This window comes from Rhizobium sp. BK060, assembly GCF_014193145.1.
GTDB lineage: Bacteria > Pseudomonadota > Alphaproteobacteria > Rhizobiales > Rhizobiaceae > Rhizobium.
Genome location: NZ_JACHYW010000017.1, coordinates 1 through 17,556, shown reverse-complemented (window position 1 = coordinate 17,556; position 17,556 = coordinate 1). Strand labels below are relative to the sequence as shown.

Below are 17,556 nucleotides of genomic sequence, written 5' to 3'. Positions count from 1 at the left end.
TGTTCATTTCTCCTTTGAGGTTGCGTTTTTTCGTGTGCCCGACGATTGGGCGGGTACGGTCCTGGGAGGGAGCGACAGGGAGTTGCGCAGTTCGGCGAGAGGGTCGGGGCGCGTCGTGAGATCCAGGCCGGTCTCCACCTCGTCCAGATGCTCGACGGAAAGCTCGGCGGCCCTGACGAAATCGCCGGCCTCCATCGCTTCGAAAATACGGCAGTGTCCCTCATGGGACTGCCCGGCGTGAAACTCCGACTGGTAGAGCATCGAGATTAGGATCGTGCGGGCGGTGAGGTCGCGCAGGATTTCGACAAGGATCGCATTGCCGGCCAGTTCGGCAATGCGGATATGGAAATCACCCATGAGGCAGGTGAGGCGCTGGCGGTCGCCGGCGGCCATCGCAGCCTTTTCCTCGTCCAAATGGGCGATAAGAACCTTCCGCCCCTCGTCCGTGAGCGCGCGCATGCCACGCAGCAGGCCCGACTCGATGGCGCGCCTTGCTTCATAGACAGTCATCGCCTCTTCGGCGGACGGCTCGACCACGAACCAGCCCCGTCGAGGGCTTACGGTGACGATGCCACGCGTTTCGAGCCGCATCATCGCCTCCCGCACCCGGGTTCGGGACACGCCGAAGACCGACGCCAGCTGGTTTTCGCTCAGCCGCGTGCCGGGCCTGATCCGGGCGGATAGAATGCCCGAGATGATGGCCTCTTCGATGTTGTTCTGCGTGGTCTCAGCTGTATGGCTATCTTGCATACAAGACGGGTAAGCAAGGTGTATGCCAGTCTAATGAAATTAATAATATCAACTCATTACAGAAGTGTTGGGGCGCATTCGCCTAGATCGTAGTCATATGTGTTGGGCCGCGGCCAAATTTTTGAACTTTTCGCTCCGTTATGCGCGACACAGCCGAAGGACACCAACAATGGAAGCTTTCTGACGCATTCATTTCGTGCCAGTCTCGCCTCCTCCGTTCAGATCGATGAGCGCTACACTCAAAAGCAGCTCGGCCGGCGATCGCGGAGATGGCGCGCAAACACCGTCGTCGGCGCGACCGCTTTCGGATCAATCTCACCACGGCGTCTGGCTTTGAAAAGCCCCTCTCCCCGACGGGTCGGAGCGATCAAGTTCGAGGCGCGCATCAATGAACTTATTGAAGGCAAGGTGGCCCTCGGCCGCCTCACGAAATTGAGCTAAAATGGTTGTATTCCGTGCATGAACCGGGCTCGAAATCCACGGCCTACGGTTTGACGTGCGAAGAGGGTGAAGGTCTCGGAATTACATGGGTGATCGACTAAGTTGGGATGATCTGCGGGTCGTCAAGGCTATCGGAGAATACGGCTCCCTCGCCGCGGCGGCAGCAAGCCTGGGCGTGAACAACTCCACGATGTTTCGACGCCTGTCACAAATTGAGGATGCGCTAAAGGTGGTGTTGTTTGACCGGCGGCGAAGCGGCTATATCGCGACTCACGCGGGCACTGAAGTCATAGCCCTTGCACGAAATATCGAGCTGGAGATAATTGGCGTTTCCACGCGGATTTCGGATCGCGAGGCCGGCCACGCCGGCGACCTTCGGATCACAACAAGCGATTCGCTAGCGTACAATCTCATAGTTCCCATTGTGGCGGCCTTTCGGACAGAAAGCCCCGGTATACGCGTTGAAGTTCTCATTGCGAACAATCCCTTCAATCTGGCCCGCGGTGAATCCGACATCGCAATTCGCGCGACCTCCGAACCTCCCGAGAACCTTTTTGGTCGAAAGGTGGCGACCATCGCCTGGGCAATGTACGGACGGCGATATGACGGATATGAGGAGCATCACGACGGGAAGGAAGCAGTAAGCCGGCACTGGACGTCCTACTCGGGCTCGCTCTCTCGCCTCAGGGCGGCCAAATGGATCGAACAGGCGGTTCCTTTTGAGAAGATTGTTTACAGAAGTGACTCGGTGGTGAGCATTGCGGCGGCGATCGAGGCCGGGATTGGAATCGGCTACCTGCCGTGCATGCTTGGCGACATTAACAAGAATTTGAAACGCCTGGGCAATGTTGAGCCAGATCTTTCAGATGAGCTTTGGGTACTCACGCATCCCGACATCCGACGGTCCGGACGGGTGTATGCGTTCACGGTGTTTTGCAACGAAGCAATCGCGAAGCAACGCAGCCTCATAGAAGGGGAAGTCCCTCGATAAAGGGGTATGTAGCGGGCTTCCATCCGTGAACATCGGATAGCCTGCTCAATTTCTGCCGCGCCAAAGGGATCGCACCTGCCACGACGGGCGGATCGCAAATTTGCAAACTAAGTCTTGCCAGAATGAAGCTTGAGTTATCCTCCCCTGCCGTGACAGGCTGTCTCTGGTTAGACCAGGAGGAGCAAAATGCAAACGGAAGCAAATAGCATTGTTGATCTGTCACGGAGAAGCATTGTCGGGGTTTCTGCTTTGGCTGCTGCCGCATTCACCGTGTCGGTCTCACCCGCCACGTCGCGAACAAAAAGCCAGAAGGTCGTAAAGAACTTCGGCGTTCCTTGGGAAGACGCCTACGGCTATGCGCAGGCTGTACAAGTCGGAGCCACGATCCACATATCCGGCCAGCTTAGCCATAACAATAAAGGCGAGATGGTAGCGCCGGCCCCCGTCGATGAAGGTGGAAAGGTTACGGATTTCTCGAACATGGGCGCACAGATGGAGCAATCATACGCCAACTGCGCCAAGGTCCTGGCGGCCTATGGGCTGACGCTCGATAGCGTCGTACAGGAAACGATCTATGTTCTGGATATGGACGCGGCTTTCAAAGTCGCGGGGCCTGTTCGCAAGACGGCGTTTGGATCTCCACAGCCGGCCGTTGCCAGCACAATACTCGTGACGCCGCGCCTCGCATTTCCCAGCCAACTGATCGAAATCAGCATGGTTGCCGTAACTGACTAGGCCAAAAAGGCCCATCTGACGCGACGCCTGTTTCCGAACATCCGGCCGCTGCAGGGGTGAGTACCCAACACCCTTCCGGCCAGCTCGCAAGAGTACCGGTTCACTTTCCCACCGACGCCATAAAGGAGGAATCTCATCATGAGTGCATGGTGCACCATGGGCACAGCTTGCGCCGCCCTCGTCATCGCCACCGCAGTGCCTGCGGTGGGGCATGGCCCCGGCGACGTTGTCACGCCTCACTTCGAGAAGGCGATTCCCAACATTCCAGGGAAAGCGCTGACGGCCCTCATCGTTGACTATCCGCCGGCTGGGGCATCGGACCCGCACACGCACGCGGATTCTGCGTTCATTTTCGCCTACGTCCTGTCCGGAGAGATCGAGTCCAAGGTCAATGACAGTCCGACGCGGACCTATCGTGCTGGTGAGAGCTGGTACGAGCCGCCGGCTGCCCGCCATCTCGTCAGCCGCAACGCCAGCAAGACCGAGCCCGCAAGGCTGCTCGCCGTGTTCGTCGTCGACACGGATGAAAAGGCCCTGACCACCCCCATCGAGTAAACCCGAAGAGGAACATCGCCATGAACATCTTTATTGCCGGCGCCACGGGCGCGGTAGGCCTCCCACTCGTGCGCGCGCTCCGCGCACAAGGGCACCAGGTAACCGGTATGACGAGGCCAGGTCCAGGCGTCGATCGTCTGCGCGAGCTTGGAGCGGAGGCGTCCACGGCCGATGCCTTCAACGCAACGCAGGTGCGTCGCGCGCTCGAAGCGGCGAAGCCGGAGGTCGTCATCGATCAGCTCACTTGGCTTCCCACAAGCCCGGCCGATATCATCAAAGCCATGCCCAACGACACCAGACTGCACCGCGAAGGCGGCGCCAATCTGCTCACGGCGTCAGAAGCAATCGGTGTCCGCCGCTTCATTATGCAATCGCGCGGCTTCTACCTTGATGCCCCCTCCGGGACGCTCGCAGACGAAACTGCAAAACTACGGCGCGACGCGCCGGGCGAGATCGGCGACAGCGCCCGCGCCTTTGACGATTACGAAAGCCGGGTCACCGGATCATCGATGCTGGCGGGCATTGCTCTCCGCTATGGTTTTTTCTACGGCCCAGGCACCTGGTATCGCCCCGACGGCGCGGTTGCGGATCAGGCTCGGAACCAGGAAGCAGTGATCATAGGAGACGGAAGCGCAGTATGGTCGTTCGTCCACATCGACGATGCGGTCGCTGCGACGGTCGCGTCGCTTACCGCTAAGCCTGGCGTCTACAACATCGTGGACGATGACCCGCTTCCGGTTTCCGAATGGCTCCCGGCCTTCGCGCGCTGGGTTGATGCGCCAGAACCACCGCGAGTCGGCGTCGATGACGCCTTAAAAACGGCCGGTGCGGAGGCGGTATACTATCACCTCTCTCTAACCGGCGCCTCCAACCGCAAGGCAAAGGCAAATCTCGGCTTTTCTCCGCGACCATTGCTCTGGAAATCCTGAGCGCAAAGCCTGCGAGAAGACACTGACGAGCCAGAAGCACCGGGCATTGCTGACCGCGCGCAAACTCTTGCAGGAAAAAGCCATCGCCATCGCGAATGACATTCGCGGATTGTTGCGCAAATTCGGTCTGAAAGTCGGATTGGTCGGCAAGGTCAAATTCGAGAAGCGGATCAATGAGCTGGTCGAAGACAGGCGCCTGATCTACACGAAATCATGCAGCCATTGTTGGCTGCACGCGAAGCCGCGCAAGTCGTGCTTGTAAACGTTAAGAAATGGTCGTGGCTAAAAGCGCGGGCGATGAATATCGCCAAACGCCGCGGCAGGCAAAAGGCGGTTGTCGCCTTGGCGCGACGGCTTGCGTGCATCGCATGTGGAGTGACGGAACCGAATTCTGCTGGACACGGGAGAGCTTGCCTGTTGCTGCGTAATTAACAACCAAGGTGACAAGAACCAAAGGAGACAAGAAGATTCCACTGCCGGTGGAAAGATGTCTTTCGCAGGACGACGGATGGGGTGAGTTCGCGCGGTTGTCTTGGTACGGTCGTTTATTGCGATCAGATCGCCGATTAGATTGTTCCGCCTCATTCTTCTGATCCCATAATGGGAGGGCCACGCAGGCCGAGCCCGGAGAGCAGCGCGATACTGCGAAGACGTCAATCGTCATAGCTACGGACAGTCAGAAGATGCTTGACCTCACCACGCCGAATAGAGAAGGACCTCCGCTCGCTGGCGCTGAGATTGATGTCGGTTTGTCAACGCCAAGGCCGGAAACTTGCACCAGGTTCCTTCCATTCGGAACCCGTCAGCGAACGGGTCTGCATCAAGGCGACCCGACGAGATGCTGCAGTCGGCGCCCCGAAAAACGACGTGCCCGAGGTCATCGAAGATGCTCGAGCCGCTCCGAACTGACCTGGTCTGAAACCTCCACAAGTGGGCGATTTGAAGCAAGCGTTACGCGATCAGTCTACAGGGCTTTTGGCAGGAACGTTTCCGATCGGTGCGCGTTGATTCTTTTATCTCGCGCTACCTGGCGCGGACAACGTGAGGGAGGTTACTACCATGAAAGTCGTCAATTGCATGACCACGGATGTTCAGATCACCGATCCGGAGCAGACATTGCAGGATGTCGCCTTAATGATGGGACGTCTCGATGCCGGCGTTCTCCCGGTGGGTGACAATGACCGGCTGGTCGGCATGATCACTGATCGCGACATCGCCATTCGTGGCGTGGCAGAGGGTAAAGGGCCGGACGCAAAGGTGCGTGACGTGATGAGCACCGATGTCAAATACTGCTTCGATGACGAAGATATCGAAGATGTCCTTCACAGCATGGGCGATCTTCGAGTGCGGCGCTTGCCGGTCCTGAACCGAAGCAAGCGGCTCGTCGGCATCATCTCGCTAGGCGATCTGGCTATGAAGGGCGAGACCATGGAAACAGGCAGGGCACTAAGCGGCATCTCGCAACGCGGCGGTGCACATTCACAGACAGCCCACTGACGGTCCGCGTGGCACGATAGCAAAACGGCCGGCAGGCCCGCGGCCATCTGCTTACCCAATGCTTGCACCATTGCCTTTGGGCGCAAGGCCGCTGCAATGACGCACATAAGGACGCCTGGCACAGCTCTTTTTGTCATGCGTCCAAATGCCACCCGGAAACGACGCTACCGGCTTGACCTGACGACCAAATGAGAACAAAATAAGAACATTCAATGGAGGTTGTCATGAGCCATACCGAACAGGTTATTGCAAACGCTTTGGCAGTTGTTGCAGCCAGCCGTGCGGAACGTGAACGCGATGCCGAACGCCGTAAGCGCGTTTTTGGCAAGATCGACATCGGCCGCCCGCTGCCTTCGATCAAAGGTCAGCAACTCAGCCTGGACCTGCACTGATGCTGCCCATGACAAAGGAAGACGTCGACTTCGAAGTGCAGGCGGCACTCGCTTGGCACGACGACGACGTAAATGCGACCATTGCGACGCTGCTCGAGGACATCAGGCATCTGCGTCACCAGCTCGCCTTGACTGAGGGCGTCATCAGCCGTGGCATGACGCGTGGCTGGAAGCCGGAGTTCGAACGGAAATAGGCATGCGTCACCGCCGTGGCATCAATCTGGCGTTGCCTGTAGACTATGCCGTCAACCTTGATCGCGAAACACTCGGATCGTTACCGGAAATGTTCGTGCTCGTGGCCGCCTGTCCTTTATGCCTGAAGAGCACGCCGCTCGATCGATGGGAGCTTGGCAGGCGGATAGGCAAACACGTAACCCTTGCCACCTTGGCCAGGAGACTGAAATGCTCCGGCTGCGGGAACCATGCCGGCAACGGATTACTTGTAGGGCAGCTGCCGCGAGACTGACAGGGGTTGGCAGTCGAACTTCGCATCCGCGTCAATCATTCGCAGAAGATGCAGATACGAAGCTCTGGTATGGGGTCGGGTCGATCCTGCCCTGCGCGACGCTCTCGAGCACACAGCGAGAACAGCGGCTGTGCTACAGACGTTCGCCTCGCGTCAACGGTCATCTCTTGTGCTGGTATCAGTGTGAGCCCGGCCGGGCGGCCCCTTCCTTTCGCTTTCAAGATGCCTGATCAGGCTTTGCGCGAGCGGCGTCAGTTTCGTATCGCTTCGGGTGCAGAGCGACAAACGACGCACCGCCCAATCGTCTGACAGCCGCTTGACGGAGATCGGCATCGATTTCCGGCAGCGGCGTGCGGCCGTCTCGGGAACGATGCCGACGCCGACACCGGCACTTGCCATCCGGCAGATATCGTCGAATCCGCGCAGCTGGATGCGCGGCCTGGTCCGCAGACCGATGCGCGCCGCCTGCGCGTTAAGGTGGTCCTGCAAGGCGCCTTCGGTCAGTCCGATGAACGGCTGACCGCGAAGGTCGGCAAGCCGGACTTGTCGCATGGCCGCAAGACTATGGTCTCGCGCCGCCACTACGACAAGTCGGTCCGTCACGAAGGGGCGCAGCGTCAGCCCGGTTGTGTCGACCAAATCCGAGAGCACGCCGATTTCGGCAAAGCCGAGCGCAATGCCGCGGGCGACGTCGGCGCTTTGGCGTTCCTTGACGACAATGTCGGCGTGCGGATGGGTAGCCAGCCAGGGCGCGAGCCGTAGGGGCAAGAACTCGGCGACCGCCGCTGTATTGGCGAAGACGCGGACGGTGCCGCGCACCGCCTTGGCGAGCTGACCCATCTCACCATGCATCCGAGCCATCTGGGAGAGGACCAGCCGCGCATGGTGCAGCAGCGCCTCGCCGGCTTCTGTCAGCGTCACCCCTCGCCGGCCGCGGTCCAGCAGCCTCAGCCTGCTCGACGCCTCCATCTCGCGCAGGCGTTCGCTGGCGGCTGGCAGCGACAGGCCGGCCTCGGCCGCGCCATGGGTGATGCTCCCGGCCTCGGCGACGGCAAGAAACAGGCGCAGGTCGGTGAAATCGAAACGCATGGCGGCAGGATACTCGGGCGCCAGGCTTCGGTCCAGCCGAAGGCTGACTGCGGCACTTCCGCATTGTCTGTGGGACGGCCGTCGCTATGACTGGTGCATGATCGATCTTTCCTTCCCCATTCTGCTTGCGATTGCCGCGACCTTCTTCGTAGCTGGCATTGTCAAGGGCGTGACCGGCATGGGATTGCCGACCATGGCGATGGGAGTGCTTGGAGCCCTGCTCTCGCCCTTGGCGGCCGCCGGCCTGCTGATCGTCCCGTCCTTCCTGACCAACGTCTGGCAGCTTCTAGCCGGACCCGCCTTCGGTCCGCTCGTCCGCCGACTCTGGCTGATGATGCTGGCAATCTGCGCGGGCACGATACTGGGCATGACATGGCTGACCAGTGGCGGAACCCGGGCGACCACACCCGCACTCGGCGCCGCGCTGGTCACTTATGCCGGCTATTCCTTGCTGGCGCGGCGGATCCGCGTGCCCCTGCATTGGGAGCCATGGCTTTCGCCCCTGATCGGCGCCGTGACCGGTGTCGTTACGGGCGGCACCGGGGTCTTCGTCATCCCGGCCGTGCCTTACCTGCAGGCACTCAGCCTGCCGCGGGACGATCTGGTGCAGGCACTCGGACTGTCCTTCACGGTGTCAACCGTTGCACTCGCGGCAGGTCTTGGCGTACATGGCGCATTCGAGCTGCAGGGACTGGCGCTTTCGGTGCTCGCTGTTGGGCCCGCGCTCGCAGGCATGTGGACTGGCCAGGCGCTGCGCGGGCTGATCAGCGCGGCTGCCTTTCGACGCCTGTTCCTTGTCTGCTTGCTGCTGCTGGGAGCGGAAATGTCACTAAGACCATTCGTGTAAACGAACTCGAAGCACCGATTCGGGCGAGAAAGCGCGCACTTGGGGGTCGTCCACTTCGCCAATGTGCAGCCTGTGTTCGGCCATGTACCCTCCGCCAAAGCCAATGGGGATGGCCTGCTGATCGAATGCAGCAAATAGGAAGCCGGCATTGAAATATTGCTGCAATTCGTCATCACTGCTGGCCGTCGCGTCACCAGTAACAGCGTCCGCTGGCGAGACGACACCGCTGCTTCGGCGCGCCGGCGAAGCGCTGATATCCGCTGGCGACGCATCGCTGGCGGGCCGATAGCGGTAAGAATTCGCCGTTTTCACCGCGCTTGGATTGCTCTCGATTGGTCATCCCTGTCGTCTCCTCCCTGCTTTCCGACTGCATCCACGCTGGAGCGGTTGCCGAGTGGGACTTTTACCGACTGCATAGCGCCGCCTTGGGGTCGGTTCCGGCTGAGGGCGAAATGAGACCCTAAGCGACTCCAGCCGCTCGCGGGCAGGAATTCGATTGCTGGATAATCGCCTGGAGAGCAAAGCCGGCCCTACGCGCAGACGTAACGCACCATCGCCGCTCGTGCATAAGACAGGCGAGCGTGCGGTTGGCAAGTAACGGCACTTGCATCTGGATCCCTATTTCCCGGCTCCAGTGATGGCTCGTAGCTGCCGCAGCAGATCTTTGATCTGCGGATTGTCCGGCTGCAGCCGGCTGAGCGTTTCGACTGGTCGCAGCGTCTCGTCGAAGCGCTGGAGTTTGAGCCCGAACTGGATCGCCGTGCCGAGCAGGCTGACATCGCTGCTGCCCGATATCGCCGCCGCAAAGAGCATGTCGAATGCCTCAGCGGTTCTGCCGGCGTCGTCAAGCGCGATCGCCAGAGTTGTGCGGAAGCGCGAATTGGCCGGCTCCAGCCGCGACGCCTCCCGGAATTCCTGTAGGGCCCTTGCTCGCTCCTGCGTCCGCACCAGCGACAGCCCGTGACCATAGCGCAATTCTGCGCTGTCCGGCAGAGCTGCGATCGCGTCGGCATAGGCGCGCTCGGACTGTGCATCGTCGCCCCGACTGCGGTAGAATTCCGCAAGATTGGCATACCCATCGACGGTAGGCATAAACGCAGAACATTCAAACCACCAAGACACAACGCATCTAGAGGGGGAAATGCCCACGCTTCCCGCATCCTGCAGCGTGAACTCATAGACGAAGGTTTCGCCGGTGCTGATCGGCGGCTGCGTCAGACCGGGCATGCCATCCATGACGTTGGGCGCACTCAGACCAGATCGCATGCCTCCGGTCTTCCGTCCACGGACGGACAGGACTAAGACCTGGCATCATCAGCCAATACGCCGCAGCTGCTCAAGGCTCGCGCCCAGTTTCACTCACGCTACACTCATTGTTGACGCCTTCACCGGCTTGCCACCTATGCCATTGGGCAAGACTTCGGTTCGTCAATAATCGACGGGGTCTCTGATTATGGGGCAAGTCATGCAATGGCCGCCGCCACGTCCGCGTCCGAGCTCAGCGCCAGTAATGGTGATGACCTCGATGCCTTCCTTGCGAAGCAAGGTGTTCGTATAGGTGTTGCGGTCATAGGCATAGACGACGCCCGGTGCCGCGCAGACGAGATTGGCGCCGCTGTCCCACTGGGTGCGCTCGCGCACATAGTCGTTGCCACCCGTTTCGACGACCCGCAGCTTCTTGAGTCCCAGAGCGTCACGTACCGTCTCGACAAAGCTACCCTTGTCCTTGTGCAGTTCGACACCGCCCTTGCCGTCCGGCCGGTAAGAAAAGGCATCGATGCCATTGACAATATCGGGATAGAGCAGCACGCAGTCTCGGTCTGCGAAGGTAAACACAGTGTCGAGATGCATGGCGGCGCGCAGCTTCGGCATGGCGGCGACGATCACGCGCTCGGCCGCCCCCTTCTCGAACAGCGCGGCCGCGACCTGGCTGATTGCCTGGCGCGACGTGCGCTCGCTCATGCCGATCAGGACGTTGCCCTTGCCAATGGGCATAACGTCGCCACCCTCGAGCGTGGCAAGGCCCCAGTCCTTGGTCGGATCGCCCCACCAGACGTTGACTTTGCCGGCGAAATCCGGATGGAACTTGTAAATTGCGGTGGTGAGGATGGTTTCTTCGTGACGCGCTGGCCAGTAGAGCGCGTTCAGCGTGACGCCGCCGTAGATCCAGCAGGTCGTGTCACGCGTGTAGAGCGTGTTCGGTAGCGGCGGCAGCAGGTATTCATTGACGCCGGCTGCATCGCGAATAAGAGCCAGCTGCTCGCCACCGATTGCCTCGGGGAACTCGTAGGTCGAGAGACCGCCGATCAGCGTTTCGGCAAGATCACGGTCAGACAGCCCTTCGAGATAGGAGCGCACTTCGTCCAGCAGGCCGAGACCAATCTGGTTGGGGGCGACCTGTTGGTCGAGAATCCACTTCTTGGCTTCGGGCACGGCGACTGTCTGGGCCAGGAGATTGTGCATTTCCACGACCTCGATACCGCGGTCGCGCATCTTGTTCATGAAGTCGAAATGGTCGCGCTTGGCATTGTCGACCCAGAGCACATCGTCAAACAGCAGCGCGTCGCAATTGGTCGGTGTCAGCCGCTGGTGGGCACGCCCGGGAGCGCACACCAGCACCTTGCGCAGCTGCCCAACTTCGGAATGGACGCCAAGTGCCTGAGGGGTGGAACTTGCAGAAGACATGCTCTTCCTCCTTTTCAGATTGTCAGGTATCCAGTGGCCAAAGCAATGATCGCGACAATGCAACCTATAACGGCTGCGGCGAAGATTACCCAGTCTACGGCTGTGTTGAAGATCTGCTTGCCCTGCTCCCGCCGCGCCCAGAAGTAGAGAACTGTCCCGGGCGCATAAAGAAGAGCCGATAGCAGGACGAATTTCATGCCGCCTGCAACGATCATGAAGATCGTGTAGATGGCGGCAATGCTCGCGATGATAAGATCCCGGTTGCGTTCCGCCGGCCTGACATCATAGGTCAGTCGCCGCTTCGCCAACAGAAAGCCGAATGCGGCTACAAAAAGATACGGGATTAGTGACATGGCGCTGGTCAGGTTCAGCATGAGCGCGAAGGCATCCCGGGACCAGTAGGTGCTGATGACGAAAAGCTGGACGATGCCATTGGTCAGCCAAAGGGCCGCGGCTGGAACCTTGTTTTGGTTTTCCGTGCCAAACAGTCGGGGCATGTCGTTCGTGCGTGCGGCGATGTACAGCACTTCGGCGCACACCAGCGACCAGGCAAGATAGGCACCCAGCACCGAAACGATGACGCCGACGCTGATAAAAACCGCACCCCAGGGGCCGACCACGGCGGCAAGCACGCCCGCCATCGAGGGTTGGCCCATAGCGGCGATCTCGGGGCGCTGGAGCACAGCATAGGGCAGCAGCGTAACGAGGACCATCAGCGCGGACACGCCGATGAAACCCATGATCGTGGCCGTGCCGACGTCGGCGCGCGTCTGCGCGTAGCGGGAGTAGTTGCTGGCGCCCTCGATACCGATGAAGACGAACACGGTTGCCAGCATCGTCGCCCGAACCTGCTCCAGGAGCGAGGCTTCGGGCATGCCTTCGCCACCCCAGAAGTTCAGCCGGAACAGGTCAAGCTTGAAAAAGACGAAGAGGATGATGATGAAGGCGATGATCGGCACAACTTTTGCGACCGTCACAACAGTGTTGATGAGGGCCGCCTGCTGAATGCCCTTCAGGATCATGAAGTGGAACAGCCAGATACCAATCGACGCGACGGCGATCGCGACCACCGTGTTGCCGTCGCCGAAGACCGGGAAGAAGCCGCCGAGTGTTGATTTGATCAGGACCCAGTAGGAGACGTTGCCGATGCAGCTGCCGATCCAGTAGCCGAAGGCTGAGAGAAAGCCCGGATAGTCGCCGAAGCCTTCCTTGGCATAGGCATAAACGCCAGCATCAAGGTCGGGCTTGCGTTCGGCAAGTGCCTGGAAAACACGCGCCAGCATGTACATGCCACCACCGGCAATGCACCAGGCGATGATCGCGCCAAAAGGACCCGTTGCCATACCAAAGGTACGTGGCAGAGAGAAAATTCCGGCTCCTACCATAGAGCCGACCACCATTGCGGTGAGAGAGAATAGTGAGAACTTCTGCTGCGAGTCTGCCATTTGAGAAAAACCTCTCAGTTCAAGCATTATCTCTGTTCAGCTGTCAGTTTGATGTAAGGCTTTTGCATCCTTTGCAGGGCGCGGTTTTGCCCTTAAGGGTTGTCTCAGGCTATATCCTAATTCCCCCGTTTGCAATTTCGAATATAGCCGCGGCTGCACTTAGAAATAGCAGAGCGAAGGCGGCCTTTTCCCAATGGTTAAAGACTCCCTTGCGTTGCTCCCTTCTCGCCAAGGCAAAAAGAACCGTACCGGGACCATAGAGAAGAGTGGTGAGAAGCAGATGCTTCGCGCCAGCTGCATAGATCAGACCACTCGTGTAGATCAGTGCCAGCAACGATTGCATAAATTCTGTTCGACGGGGGCTTCGTCCTATTTCTTTGAAAGGTATCTGACTCCAACTGAGTTTGACGCCATAGGCTGCAACAAAAAAATACGGGATCAATATCATTGAACTCGTCATCGCTACCGCCAATGTGAAGGCGTATTGCGTGAAAAGCGTAACGATAAGAAATAGCTGAACCAGAATATTTGTGAGCCAAAGCGCATTGGCAGGCACCCCCCGACTGTTTTCTCTTGAAAGAAAACGAGGCATCGTCTCGTATTTTGACGCGGAGTATAAAATCTCTGCGGCGAGCAGAACCCAGGCGAGGTATGCGCCAGCGACAGAGATGATCAACCCCAGGCTGACGAACATGGCGCCCCACGGGCCAACTGCCGCTGCAAGGACACCTGCCATGGATGGATTGCGAAGTTGGCCAAGCTCAGCGGGCGATAATATGCCGTACGACAGCAATGTGACGGCTAGCATCAAGCCCAAGACAAGCAGAAATCCGCCTACCGTGGCGATCCCCACGTCTGACCTGCTCTTGGCATATCGCGAATAAACGCTTGCACCCTCGATGCCGACGAAGACGAATACTGTGACCAGCATGGTGCTGCGCACTTGTTCAGCGATTGCAGTAAAGGTGCGATCACCACTTCCCCAAAATCCGCTGCTGAAGGCCTCCCATTTGAAGGCGAGGAGCACCAGGACGATGAAAACCATGATTGGAATGAGCTTTGCGGCTGTTACGACAGCGTTTAAAGCTGCAGCTTGGCGGATGCCTTGAAGAATGAGCCAGTGCATTCCCCAGAGCAGGCATGAAGAGGTCGCTACTGCAATGACCGTATTTCCATCTCCGAAAATTGGAAAGAACAACCCGAGGGTCGATTTTATGAGAACAAAATACGATACGTTCCCTAAAAGAGCAGCACTCCAATAACCGAGCGCCGACAGGAAGCCGGCGTAGTTGCCAAATCCCTCCTTGGCGTAAGCATAAATACCCGCGTCAAGGTCCGGTCGCCGCTCTGAAAGGGTTTGGAACACGAAAGCGACCATCAGCATCCCGACACCGGCAATTGTCCAAGCAATCATCGCACCCAGCGGTCCGGTCGCCCTGCCGAAGGCTTGAGGCAGGGAGAAAATTCCCGCGCCGACCATGGAACCAACCACGATTCCCATCAGTGTCCAGGCGGAAAACTTGGTCTCATGAGAAGAACTGGACATGCTTGCTCCAATGAGAACACAAGGGGCAAAACGCCTTCAACTGGCAACTAGCCGCGCCAGCGCCGGTTGCGGCAACCGGAAGGACCACTGCGCACCTGGTTGCCATTCGCAAAGCCATTTTATCCATCAGTCGCCGAACCAGGCCCCGAGGCTCTATTTCTGCGTGTATGCATATTGCGCGGCACCTAAAAAAATCAAATGCCTTGTCAGACAGTTCTTCGACAAACCTTCAGATCAGGTGTCGCCGCACCATGTATTCCAATCAGTCGCAGCCGGTTGGCCTTTGCTCTGCTACCGCCCCAACGGGCCTCGGCCGTATTTTTCTGAACGAGGATACCACTCGACGCGGAATGGACAGGGATGCCGAGTTAATGGTACTGGATGCCAACAGCCAATAGTGATTTCGTTTTCCGAAACTGACCTGCGAGTAAGCCGCTTTCCGGGGACGAGACGACATGATCGCCGTGCTATTGAGTTTGCGTTACGTGATGGCGCTGGCATCTGTCGGCGTCATCGCGGCGTCTTTCCTGATGTTTTGGGAAGGCCTTCTCACAATCTGGGACGCGTTCGCTTACATCCGAACTGATCCGGACCAAGCCGTCGTTACTGCAGTCCTGCAGGGTACGGACAAGCTGTTGTTCGGTATCGTGCTGGTAATTTTCGGCTGCGCGATCACGGTAGGATTCGTGATTGACCCGTCTTCGCCCTGGCGAAAGAAATTGCCGGAATGGATGGTGATTGAAGGCATCGCCGAGCTTAAGAATCTTTTCTTTCAGATGATTATTCTCTATCTCGTCGTCCACTTCGTGACGTTGGTTGCGGAGACTGCCGATACTATGCCGCAATGGAACGCGCTGGTCTTGCCTGTCGCTATTGTCTTATTGGCCGCAGCAATGAAAATAATCGCGACCGTTTCCTCGCACCCGCGTCCGGCCGCGTTTAAGACAGATGCGGCGAGCGGCGATGTCACATCACGGTCTTAAGGTCGCCTTTCAGTCGTTCCTTATCGCGCCGGGATGACGGACTGTTGGCGAAAACGGACTGCGGGTTCGCCGTCACGCCTGCTCGGCTTCAACACATCCGTAGCGAGCACGCGCCATCAGAGCCAATCGCTGTGAGCTTCATCGGAGGAGCAAGTCCGGCGGGCTTCTCGATCACCCAATCAATCGATCAAGACTGGCCACTGTCCTCGACGGCGGTTAGCGCCTCGTCCGGCATCGTTGTGACCCGGAGTTCTTTTGTTGTAGTAGAGCCAGACGGCATGGGCGATGATCTGAGCTGGGAAACGGTGACGTTTGTGGCTGACGGCAGGCTCAATCATGCCATGCGTTCTAGCCCACAAATACTGACGCCACGTTTATGTGACAATACCCTTCACTCGCCTCCGGCCGTGAAACCAAAATCTTCTAGACTGGACGTCGCGAGTCAATTCAGATGGAGATCATTGCCGGATCGTGCGACGCAGCGCGCTTCAGAACGAACGATCTAAACACTTAGAATGGGGAAACCGCGATCGATGCTGGATGTACTTCGTAGCAAAGGCAATTCGCTGGTGCTTGCATTCGTTTCAGGATTTGCAGATGCGCTGTTTTTCATTCATCTAGGCGGGCTTTTTGTCGGCCTGGTTACAGGCAATGTTGTCCTCATCGGATTGGGACTCGTCGGTCACGAGCAAGGCGGTCTGCGAGGATTGCAATTGATGACATTTCCGCTGTTTATGGTCGGTGCAGGTATCGCAGCGATTATGGTGGCCCGTATCAAACCCCTGCAAAGGGCAACCGTCTGGACGCTAATCGCGGCGGCTTGCGCGTTTGCGATTTCGGCTGTTCTGGCAATCGCCAATACCGGATTTGATGCCGCCTGTGCCCTATTCGCTGTTGTTGCTATGGGAATGCTGACGGCGATCGAACGGCTGGACAGCGGACTTGGCCCGCCGTTTTCGCTGATGACCGGCAACATCGCTGGTCTGGCCGTGGCTGCTGCTCGTCGGCTGATTGGCTACCCTGAGAAACCTGACGAGTGGAACCAGTCACTGACATCAATGGTTTTGGTTTTTGGCTTCGTCGCCGGATGCGCTGCGGGGGCGTTTGCCCAGGTTACCGTCGGCGTCGTTGGAATGCTCGTCCCTTCGGCGCTCTTGGGGCTGATCAGTATCCTCTATGCACGCCGGAGCGCGCAGAAGCCGACATAGACTGACCGTTTCAGCTCGCTCGAGGCCAACGTCCGTGAAGCAAAACGCGCGGGCGACATTCTTGGCCGTATGCGCGCCTATCTCTGGCGCAGAGGCGCGGATGGAGACCGTGGCGCTCGCCGACGCGCTTCTTCGAAGCGGACCTGGCACAACGAGGCATCGCGCTGAATATCGCGATCGCCGACCGGTCCCGCATGGTGGCAATCGATGTCATCTCGTTCCAGCAGATCATCCACAATCTGATCCGCAATGCCGCAGAAGCCCTCTATGATAGGCCCGAGCCCCGCATCAATTTGTGGACCGGATCGGAAGGTCAAGACGCCATCATTGCTGTCGCTGATAACGGTCCTGGGATCGATCCGGCTGCCTTGAACCGCATTTTCGAGCCATTCTTTACCACCAAGCCGGATCGGCAAAGCGTCCCCGTAAAAGAAGGAAAGGCTGATGAAAGCCAGCCTTCTCTCATGCTCATGCAGGCCGCATGAACGAATTTGATCTGCGCGTTTGGATACCGAGCTGCCAATGTCCCGGAGGCAGCCTGACGCGTTCGGCTAACCTCCAAGGATGGTCATGTCACTTTGCGTCGGCCGCCCCAATGTCCAACTCATCGCCGCCGCTAGCCACGGGCGGTCTTGCCTACGCCGCTTTGCTGGGCCAGAAGCGCGATTTCCACACGGTTCCGCAGCCCAAGCTTGGCGAGCAGTCGCGAGACGTGAAACTTGACGGTCTTTATCTGGACGCCGGTGGCCTCGGCGATCTGCCGGTTCGTCTGGCCTTTTCCGATCAGCGCGAAGACCGTGGCTTCCTTTGCGGAGAGTTTTGCGACCAAGCTGTCGGTCTTCCGGCCTGCCGAGACATTGCGGATTACGTCGTAAAGCCGCATGCCAATGAGCCGATGGGACAGGCCTTCGGCCTCTCCCCAGGGGAGGCCTTCGGCCTCTCCCGCCCATGGCAGCAAGCATGACAGCAGGACCATGACCGCAGGACCATGACGACA

The 17,556-nt window shown here is 58.8% G+C and carries 20 protein-coding genes and 2 pseudogenes; 14 read left to right on the top strand and 8 right to left on the bottom strand.

The features are described 5' to 3' along the window. Positions 1-3: 3 nt before the first annotated feature. Positions 4-750 carry a GntR family transcriptional regulator gene (locus FHT71_RS19070; protein WP_183721431.1) on the bottom strand — a complete coding sequence of 249 codons (747 nt, stop codon included), beginning with the start codon at positions 748-750 and terminating at the stop codon, positions 4-6. A gap of 186 nt (positions 751-936) precedes the next feature. Here FHT71_RS19070 and FHT71_RS31790 point away from each other — a divergent pair. The 10 genes and pseudogenes from FHT71_RS31790 to FHT71_RS19030 all read left to right on the top strand — a co-directional run. Beyond that, positions 937-1,142 (top strand): annotated as a pseudogene (locus tag FHT71_RS31790) (hypothetical protein); the annotation flags it as partial. Positions 1,143-1,276: 134 nt separating this feature from the next. Beyond that, positions 1,277-2,182, top strand: coding sequence for a LysR family transcriptional regulator (locus tag FHT71_RS19065; protein WP_183721428.1), 906 nt, complete (start codon positions 1,277-1,279; stop codon positions 2,180-2,182). A gap of 186 nt (positions 2,183-2,368) precedes the next feature. Then, complete coding sequence (locus FHT71_RS19060) at positions 2,369-2,917, top strand: Rid family hydrolase (protein ID WP_183721425.1); 549 nt, start codon at positions 2,369-2,371, stop codon at positions 2,915-2,917. Positions 2,918-3,055: 138 nt separating this feature from the next. Further along, entirely contained in the window at positions 3,056-3,472 is a 417-nt protein-coding gene (locus tag FHT71_RS19055) for a cupin domain-containing protein (protein WP_183721422.1), read from the top strand. A gap of 20 nt (positions 3,473-3,492) precedes the next feature. Beyond that, on the top strand, positions 3,493-4,401 hold the full coding sequence (locus FHT71_RS19050; RefSeq protein ID WP_183721420.1) for an NAD(P)-dependent oxidoreductase: 909 nt from the start codon (positions 3,493-3,495) through the stop codon (positions 4,399-4,401). Positions 4,402-4,447: 46 nt separating this feature from the next. After that, positions 4,448-4,663 carry a hypothetical protein gene (locus FHT71_RS31785; protein ID WP_246718057.1) on the top strand — a complete coding sequence of 72 codons (216 nt, stop codon included), beginning with the start codon at positions 4,448-4,450 and terminating at the stop codon, positions 4,661-4,663. Further along, positions 4,639-4,829 (top strand): annotated as a pseudogene (locus FHT71_RS31780) (IS110 family transposase); the annotation flags it as partial. The gene FHT71_RS31785 and the pseudogene FHT71_RS31780, both read left to right, overlap by 25 nt. Before the next feature lie 631 nt (positions 4,830-5,460). After that, complete coding sequence (locus tag FHT71_RS19040; RefSeq protein ID WP_132592730.1) at positions 5,461-5,898, top strand: CBS domain-containing protein; 438 nt, start codon at positions 5,461-5,463, stop codon at positions 5,896-5,898. Between the two features lie 224 nt (positions 5,899-6,122). Continuing rightward, complete coding sequence (locus tag FHT71_RS19035; protein WP_007799735.1) at positions 6,123-6,290, top strand: hypothetical protein; 168 nt, start codon at positions 6,123-6,125, stop codon at positions 6,288-6,290. Continuing rightward, on the top strand, positions 6,290-6,484 hold the full coding sequence (locus tag FHT71_RS19030; protein ID WP_183721417.1) for a hypothetical protein: 195 nt from the start codon (positions 6,290-6,292) through the stop codon (positions 6,482-6,484). The genes FHT71_RS19035 and FHT71_RS19030 overlap by 1 nt, the downstream gene beginning before the upstream one ends. Before the next feature lie 425 nt (positions 6,485-6,909). On the opposite strand, the gene FHT71_RS19025 is transcribed toward FHT71_RS19030, so the two are convergent. Beyond that, the gene (locus FHT71_RS19025) at positions 6,910-7,845 is read right to left on the bottom strand and encodes a LysR family transcriptional regulator (protein WP_183721414.1); all 936 of its coding nucleotides are present in this window, start codon (positions 7,843-7,845) and stop codon (positions 6,910-6,912) included. 97 nt (positions 7,846-7,942) lie between these two features. Here FHT71_RS19025 and FHT71_RS19020 point away from each other — a divergent pair, with 97 nt between their 5' ends. Next, positions 7,943-8,692 (top strand): sulfite exporter TauE/SafE family protein, encoded by a 750-nt coding sequence (locus FHT71_RS19020; RefSeq protein WP_183721411.1) that lies wholly within the window; start codon positions 7,943-7,945, stop codon positions 8,690-8,692. Here the strand turns inward: FHT71_RS19020 and FHT71_RS19015 are convergent. The 5 genes from FHT71_RS19015 to FHT71_RS18995 all read right to left on the bottom strand — a co-directional run bounded on the left by FHT71_RS19015 (position 8,675) and on the right by FHT71_RS18995 (position 14,368). Next, positions 8,675-9,004 carry a hypothetical protein gene (locus tag FHT71_RS19015; protein ID WP_183721408.1) on the bottom strand — a complete coding sequence of 110 codons (330 nt, stop codon included), beginning with the start codon at positions 9,002-9,004 and terminating at the stop codon, positions 8,675-8,677. The genes FHT71_RS19020 and FHT71_RS19015 overlap by 18 nt on opposite strands. A gap of 306 nt (positions 9,005-9,310) precedes the next feature. Continuing rightward, positions 9,311-9,958: a multicopper oxidase domain-containing protein gene (locus tag FHT71_RS19010; RefSeq protein WP_183721405.1), complete on the bottom strand. Its 648-nt coding sequence runs from the start codon at positions 9,956-9,958 to the stop codon at positions 9,311-9,313. Positions 9,959-10,120: 162 nt separating this feature from the next. After that, positions 10,121-11,377, bottom strand: coding sequence for an arginine deiminase (gene arcA / locus FHT71_RS19005; protein ID WP_007799745.1), 1,257 nt, complete (start codon positions 11,375-11,377; stop codon positions 10,121-10,123). A gap of 14 nt (positions 11,378-11,391) precedes the next feature. Then, a complete protein-coding gene (locus FHT71_RS19000; protein WP_132592749.1) occupies positions 11,392-12,822 on the bottom strand; it encodes a basic amino acid/polyamine antiporter in 1,431 nt (476 codons plus the stop codon). Positions 12,823-12,931: 109 nt separating this feature from the next. Beyond that, complete coding sequence (locus FHT71_RS18995) at positions 12,932-14,368, bottom strand: basic amino acid/polyamine antiporter (protein ID WP_183721401.1); 1,437 nt, start codon at positions 14,366-14,368, stop codon at positions 12,932-12,934. Positions 14,369-14,823: 455 nt separating this feature from the next. On the opposite strand from FHT71_RS18995, the gene FHT71_RS18990 reads away from it, so the two are divergent. The 3 genes from FHT71_RS18990 (at position 14,824) to FHT71_RS18980 (ending at position 17,044) form a co-directional block, all read left to right on the top strand. Next, positions 14,824-15,351 carry a YqhA family protein gene (locus FHT71_RS18990; protein ID WP_183721398.1) on the top strand — a complete coding sequence of 176 codons (528 nt, stop codon included), beginning with the start codon at positions 14,824-14,826 and terminating at the stop codon, positions 15,349-15,351. Between the two features lie 533 nt (positions 15,352-15,884). Continuing rightward, positions 15,885-16,559 (top strand): YoaK family protein, encoded by a 675-nt coding sequence (locus FHT71_RS18985; RefSeq protein ID WP_183721396.1) that lies wholly within the window; start codon positions 15,885-15,887, stop codon positions 16,557-16,559. A 194-nt stretch (positions 16,560-16,753) separates the two neighbouring features. Then, the gene (locus FHT71_RS18980) at positions 16,754-17,044 is read left to right on the top strand and encodes an ATP-binding protein (protein WP_183721393.1); all 291 of its coding nucleotides are present in this window, start codon (positions 16,754-16,756) and stop codon (positions 17,042-17,044) included. A 131-nt stretch (positions 17,045-17,175) separates the two neighbouring features. Here the strand turns inward: FHT71_RS18980 and FHT71_RS18975 are convergent. After that, positions 17,176-17,556, bottom strand: a 381-nt coding sequence (locus FHT71_RS18975; protein ID WP_246718032.1) for a helix-turn-helix transcriptional regulator, incomplete at its 5' end; no start/stop codon positions are given.

Coding starts and splice junctions, on each gene's coding strand:
- FHT71_RS19070 (WP_183721431.1), bottom strand. CDS start 750: ATGCAAGATAGCCATACAGCTGAGACCACGCAGAACAACATCGAAGAG.
- FHT71_RS19065 (WP_183721428.1), top strand. CDS start 1,277: ATGGGTGATCGACTAAGTTGGGATGATCTGCGGGTCGTCAAGGCTATC.
- FHT71_RS19060 (WP_183721425.1), top strand. CDS start 2,369: ATGCAAACGGAAGCAAATAGCATTGTTGATCTGTCACGGAGAAGCATT.
- FHT71_RS19055 (WP_183721422.1), top strand. CDS start 3,056: ATGAGTGCATGGTGCACCATGGGCACAGCTTGCGCCGCCCTCGTCATC.
- FHT71_RS19050 (WP_183721420.1), top strand. CDS start 3,493: ATGAACATCTTTATTGCCGGCGCCACGGGCGCGGTAGGCCTCCCACTC.
- FHT71_RS19040 (WP_132592730.1), top strand. CDS start 5,461: ATGAAAGTCGTCAATTGCATGACCACGGATGTTCAGATCACCGATCCG.
- FHT71_RS19035 (WP_007799735.1), top strand. CDS start 6,123: ATGAGCCATACCGAACAGGTTATTGCAAACGCTTTGGCAGTTGTTGCA.
- FHT71_RS19030 (WP_183721417.1), top strand. CDS start 6,290: ATGCTGCCCATGACAAAGGAAGACGTCGACTTCGAAGTGCAGGCGGCA.
- FHT71_RS19025 (WP_183721414.1), bottom strand. CDS start 7,845: ATGCGTTTCGATTTCACCGACCTGCGCCTGTTTCTTGCCGTCGCCGAG.
- FHT71_RS19020 (WP_183721411.1), top strand. CDS start 7,943: ATGATCGATCTTTCCTTCCCCATTCTGCTTGCGATTGCCGCGACCTTC.
- FHT71_RS19010 (WP_183721405.1), bottom strand. CDS start 9,958: ATGCGATCTGGTCTGAGTGCGCCCAACGTCATGGATGGCATGCCCGGT.
- arcA (WP_007799745.1), bottom strand. CDS start 11,377: ATGTCTTCTGCAAGTTCCACCCCTCAGGCACTTGGCGTCCATTCCGAA.
- FHT71_RS19000 (WP_132592749.1), bottom strand. CDS start 12,822: ATGGCAGACTCGCAGCAGAAGTTCTCACTATTCTCTCTCACCGCAATG.
- FHT71_RS18995 (WP_183721401.1), bottom strand. CDS start 14,368: ATGTCCAGTTCTTCTCATGAGACCAAGTTTTCCGCCTGGACACTGATG.
- FHT71_RS18990 (WP_183721398.1), top strand. CDS start 14,824: ATGATCGCCGTGCTATTGAGTTTGCGTTACGTGATGGCGCTGGCATCT.
- FHT71_RS18985 (WP_183721396.1), top strand. CDS start 15,885: ATGCTGGATGTACTTCGTAGCAAAGGCAATTCGCTGGTGCTTGCATTC.
- FHT71_RS18980 (WP_183721393.1), top strand. CDS start 16,754: ATGGTGGCAATCGATGTCATCTCGTTCCAGCAGATCATCCACAATCTG.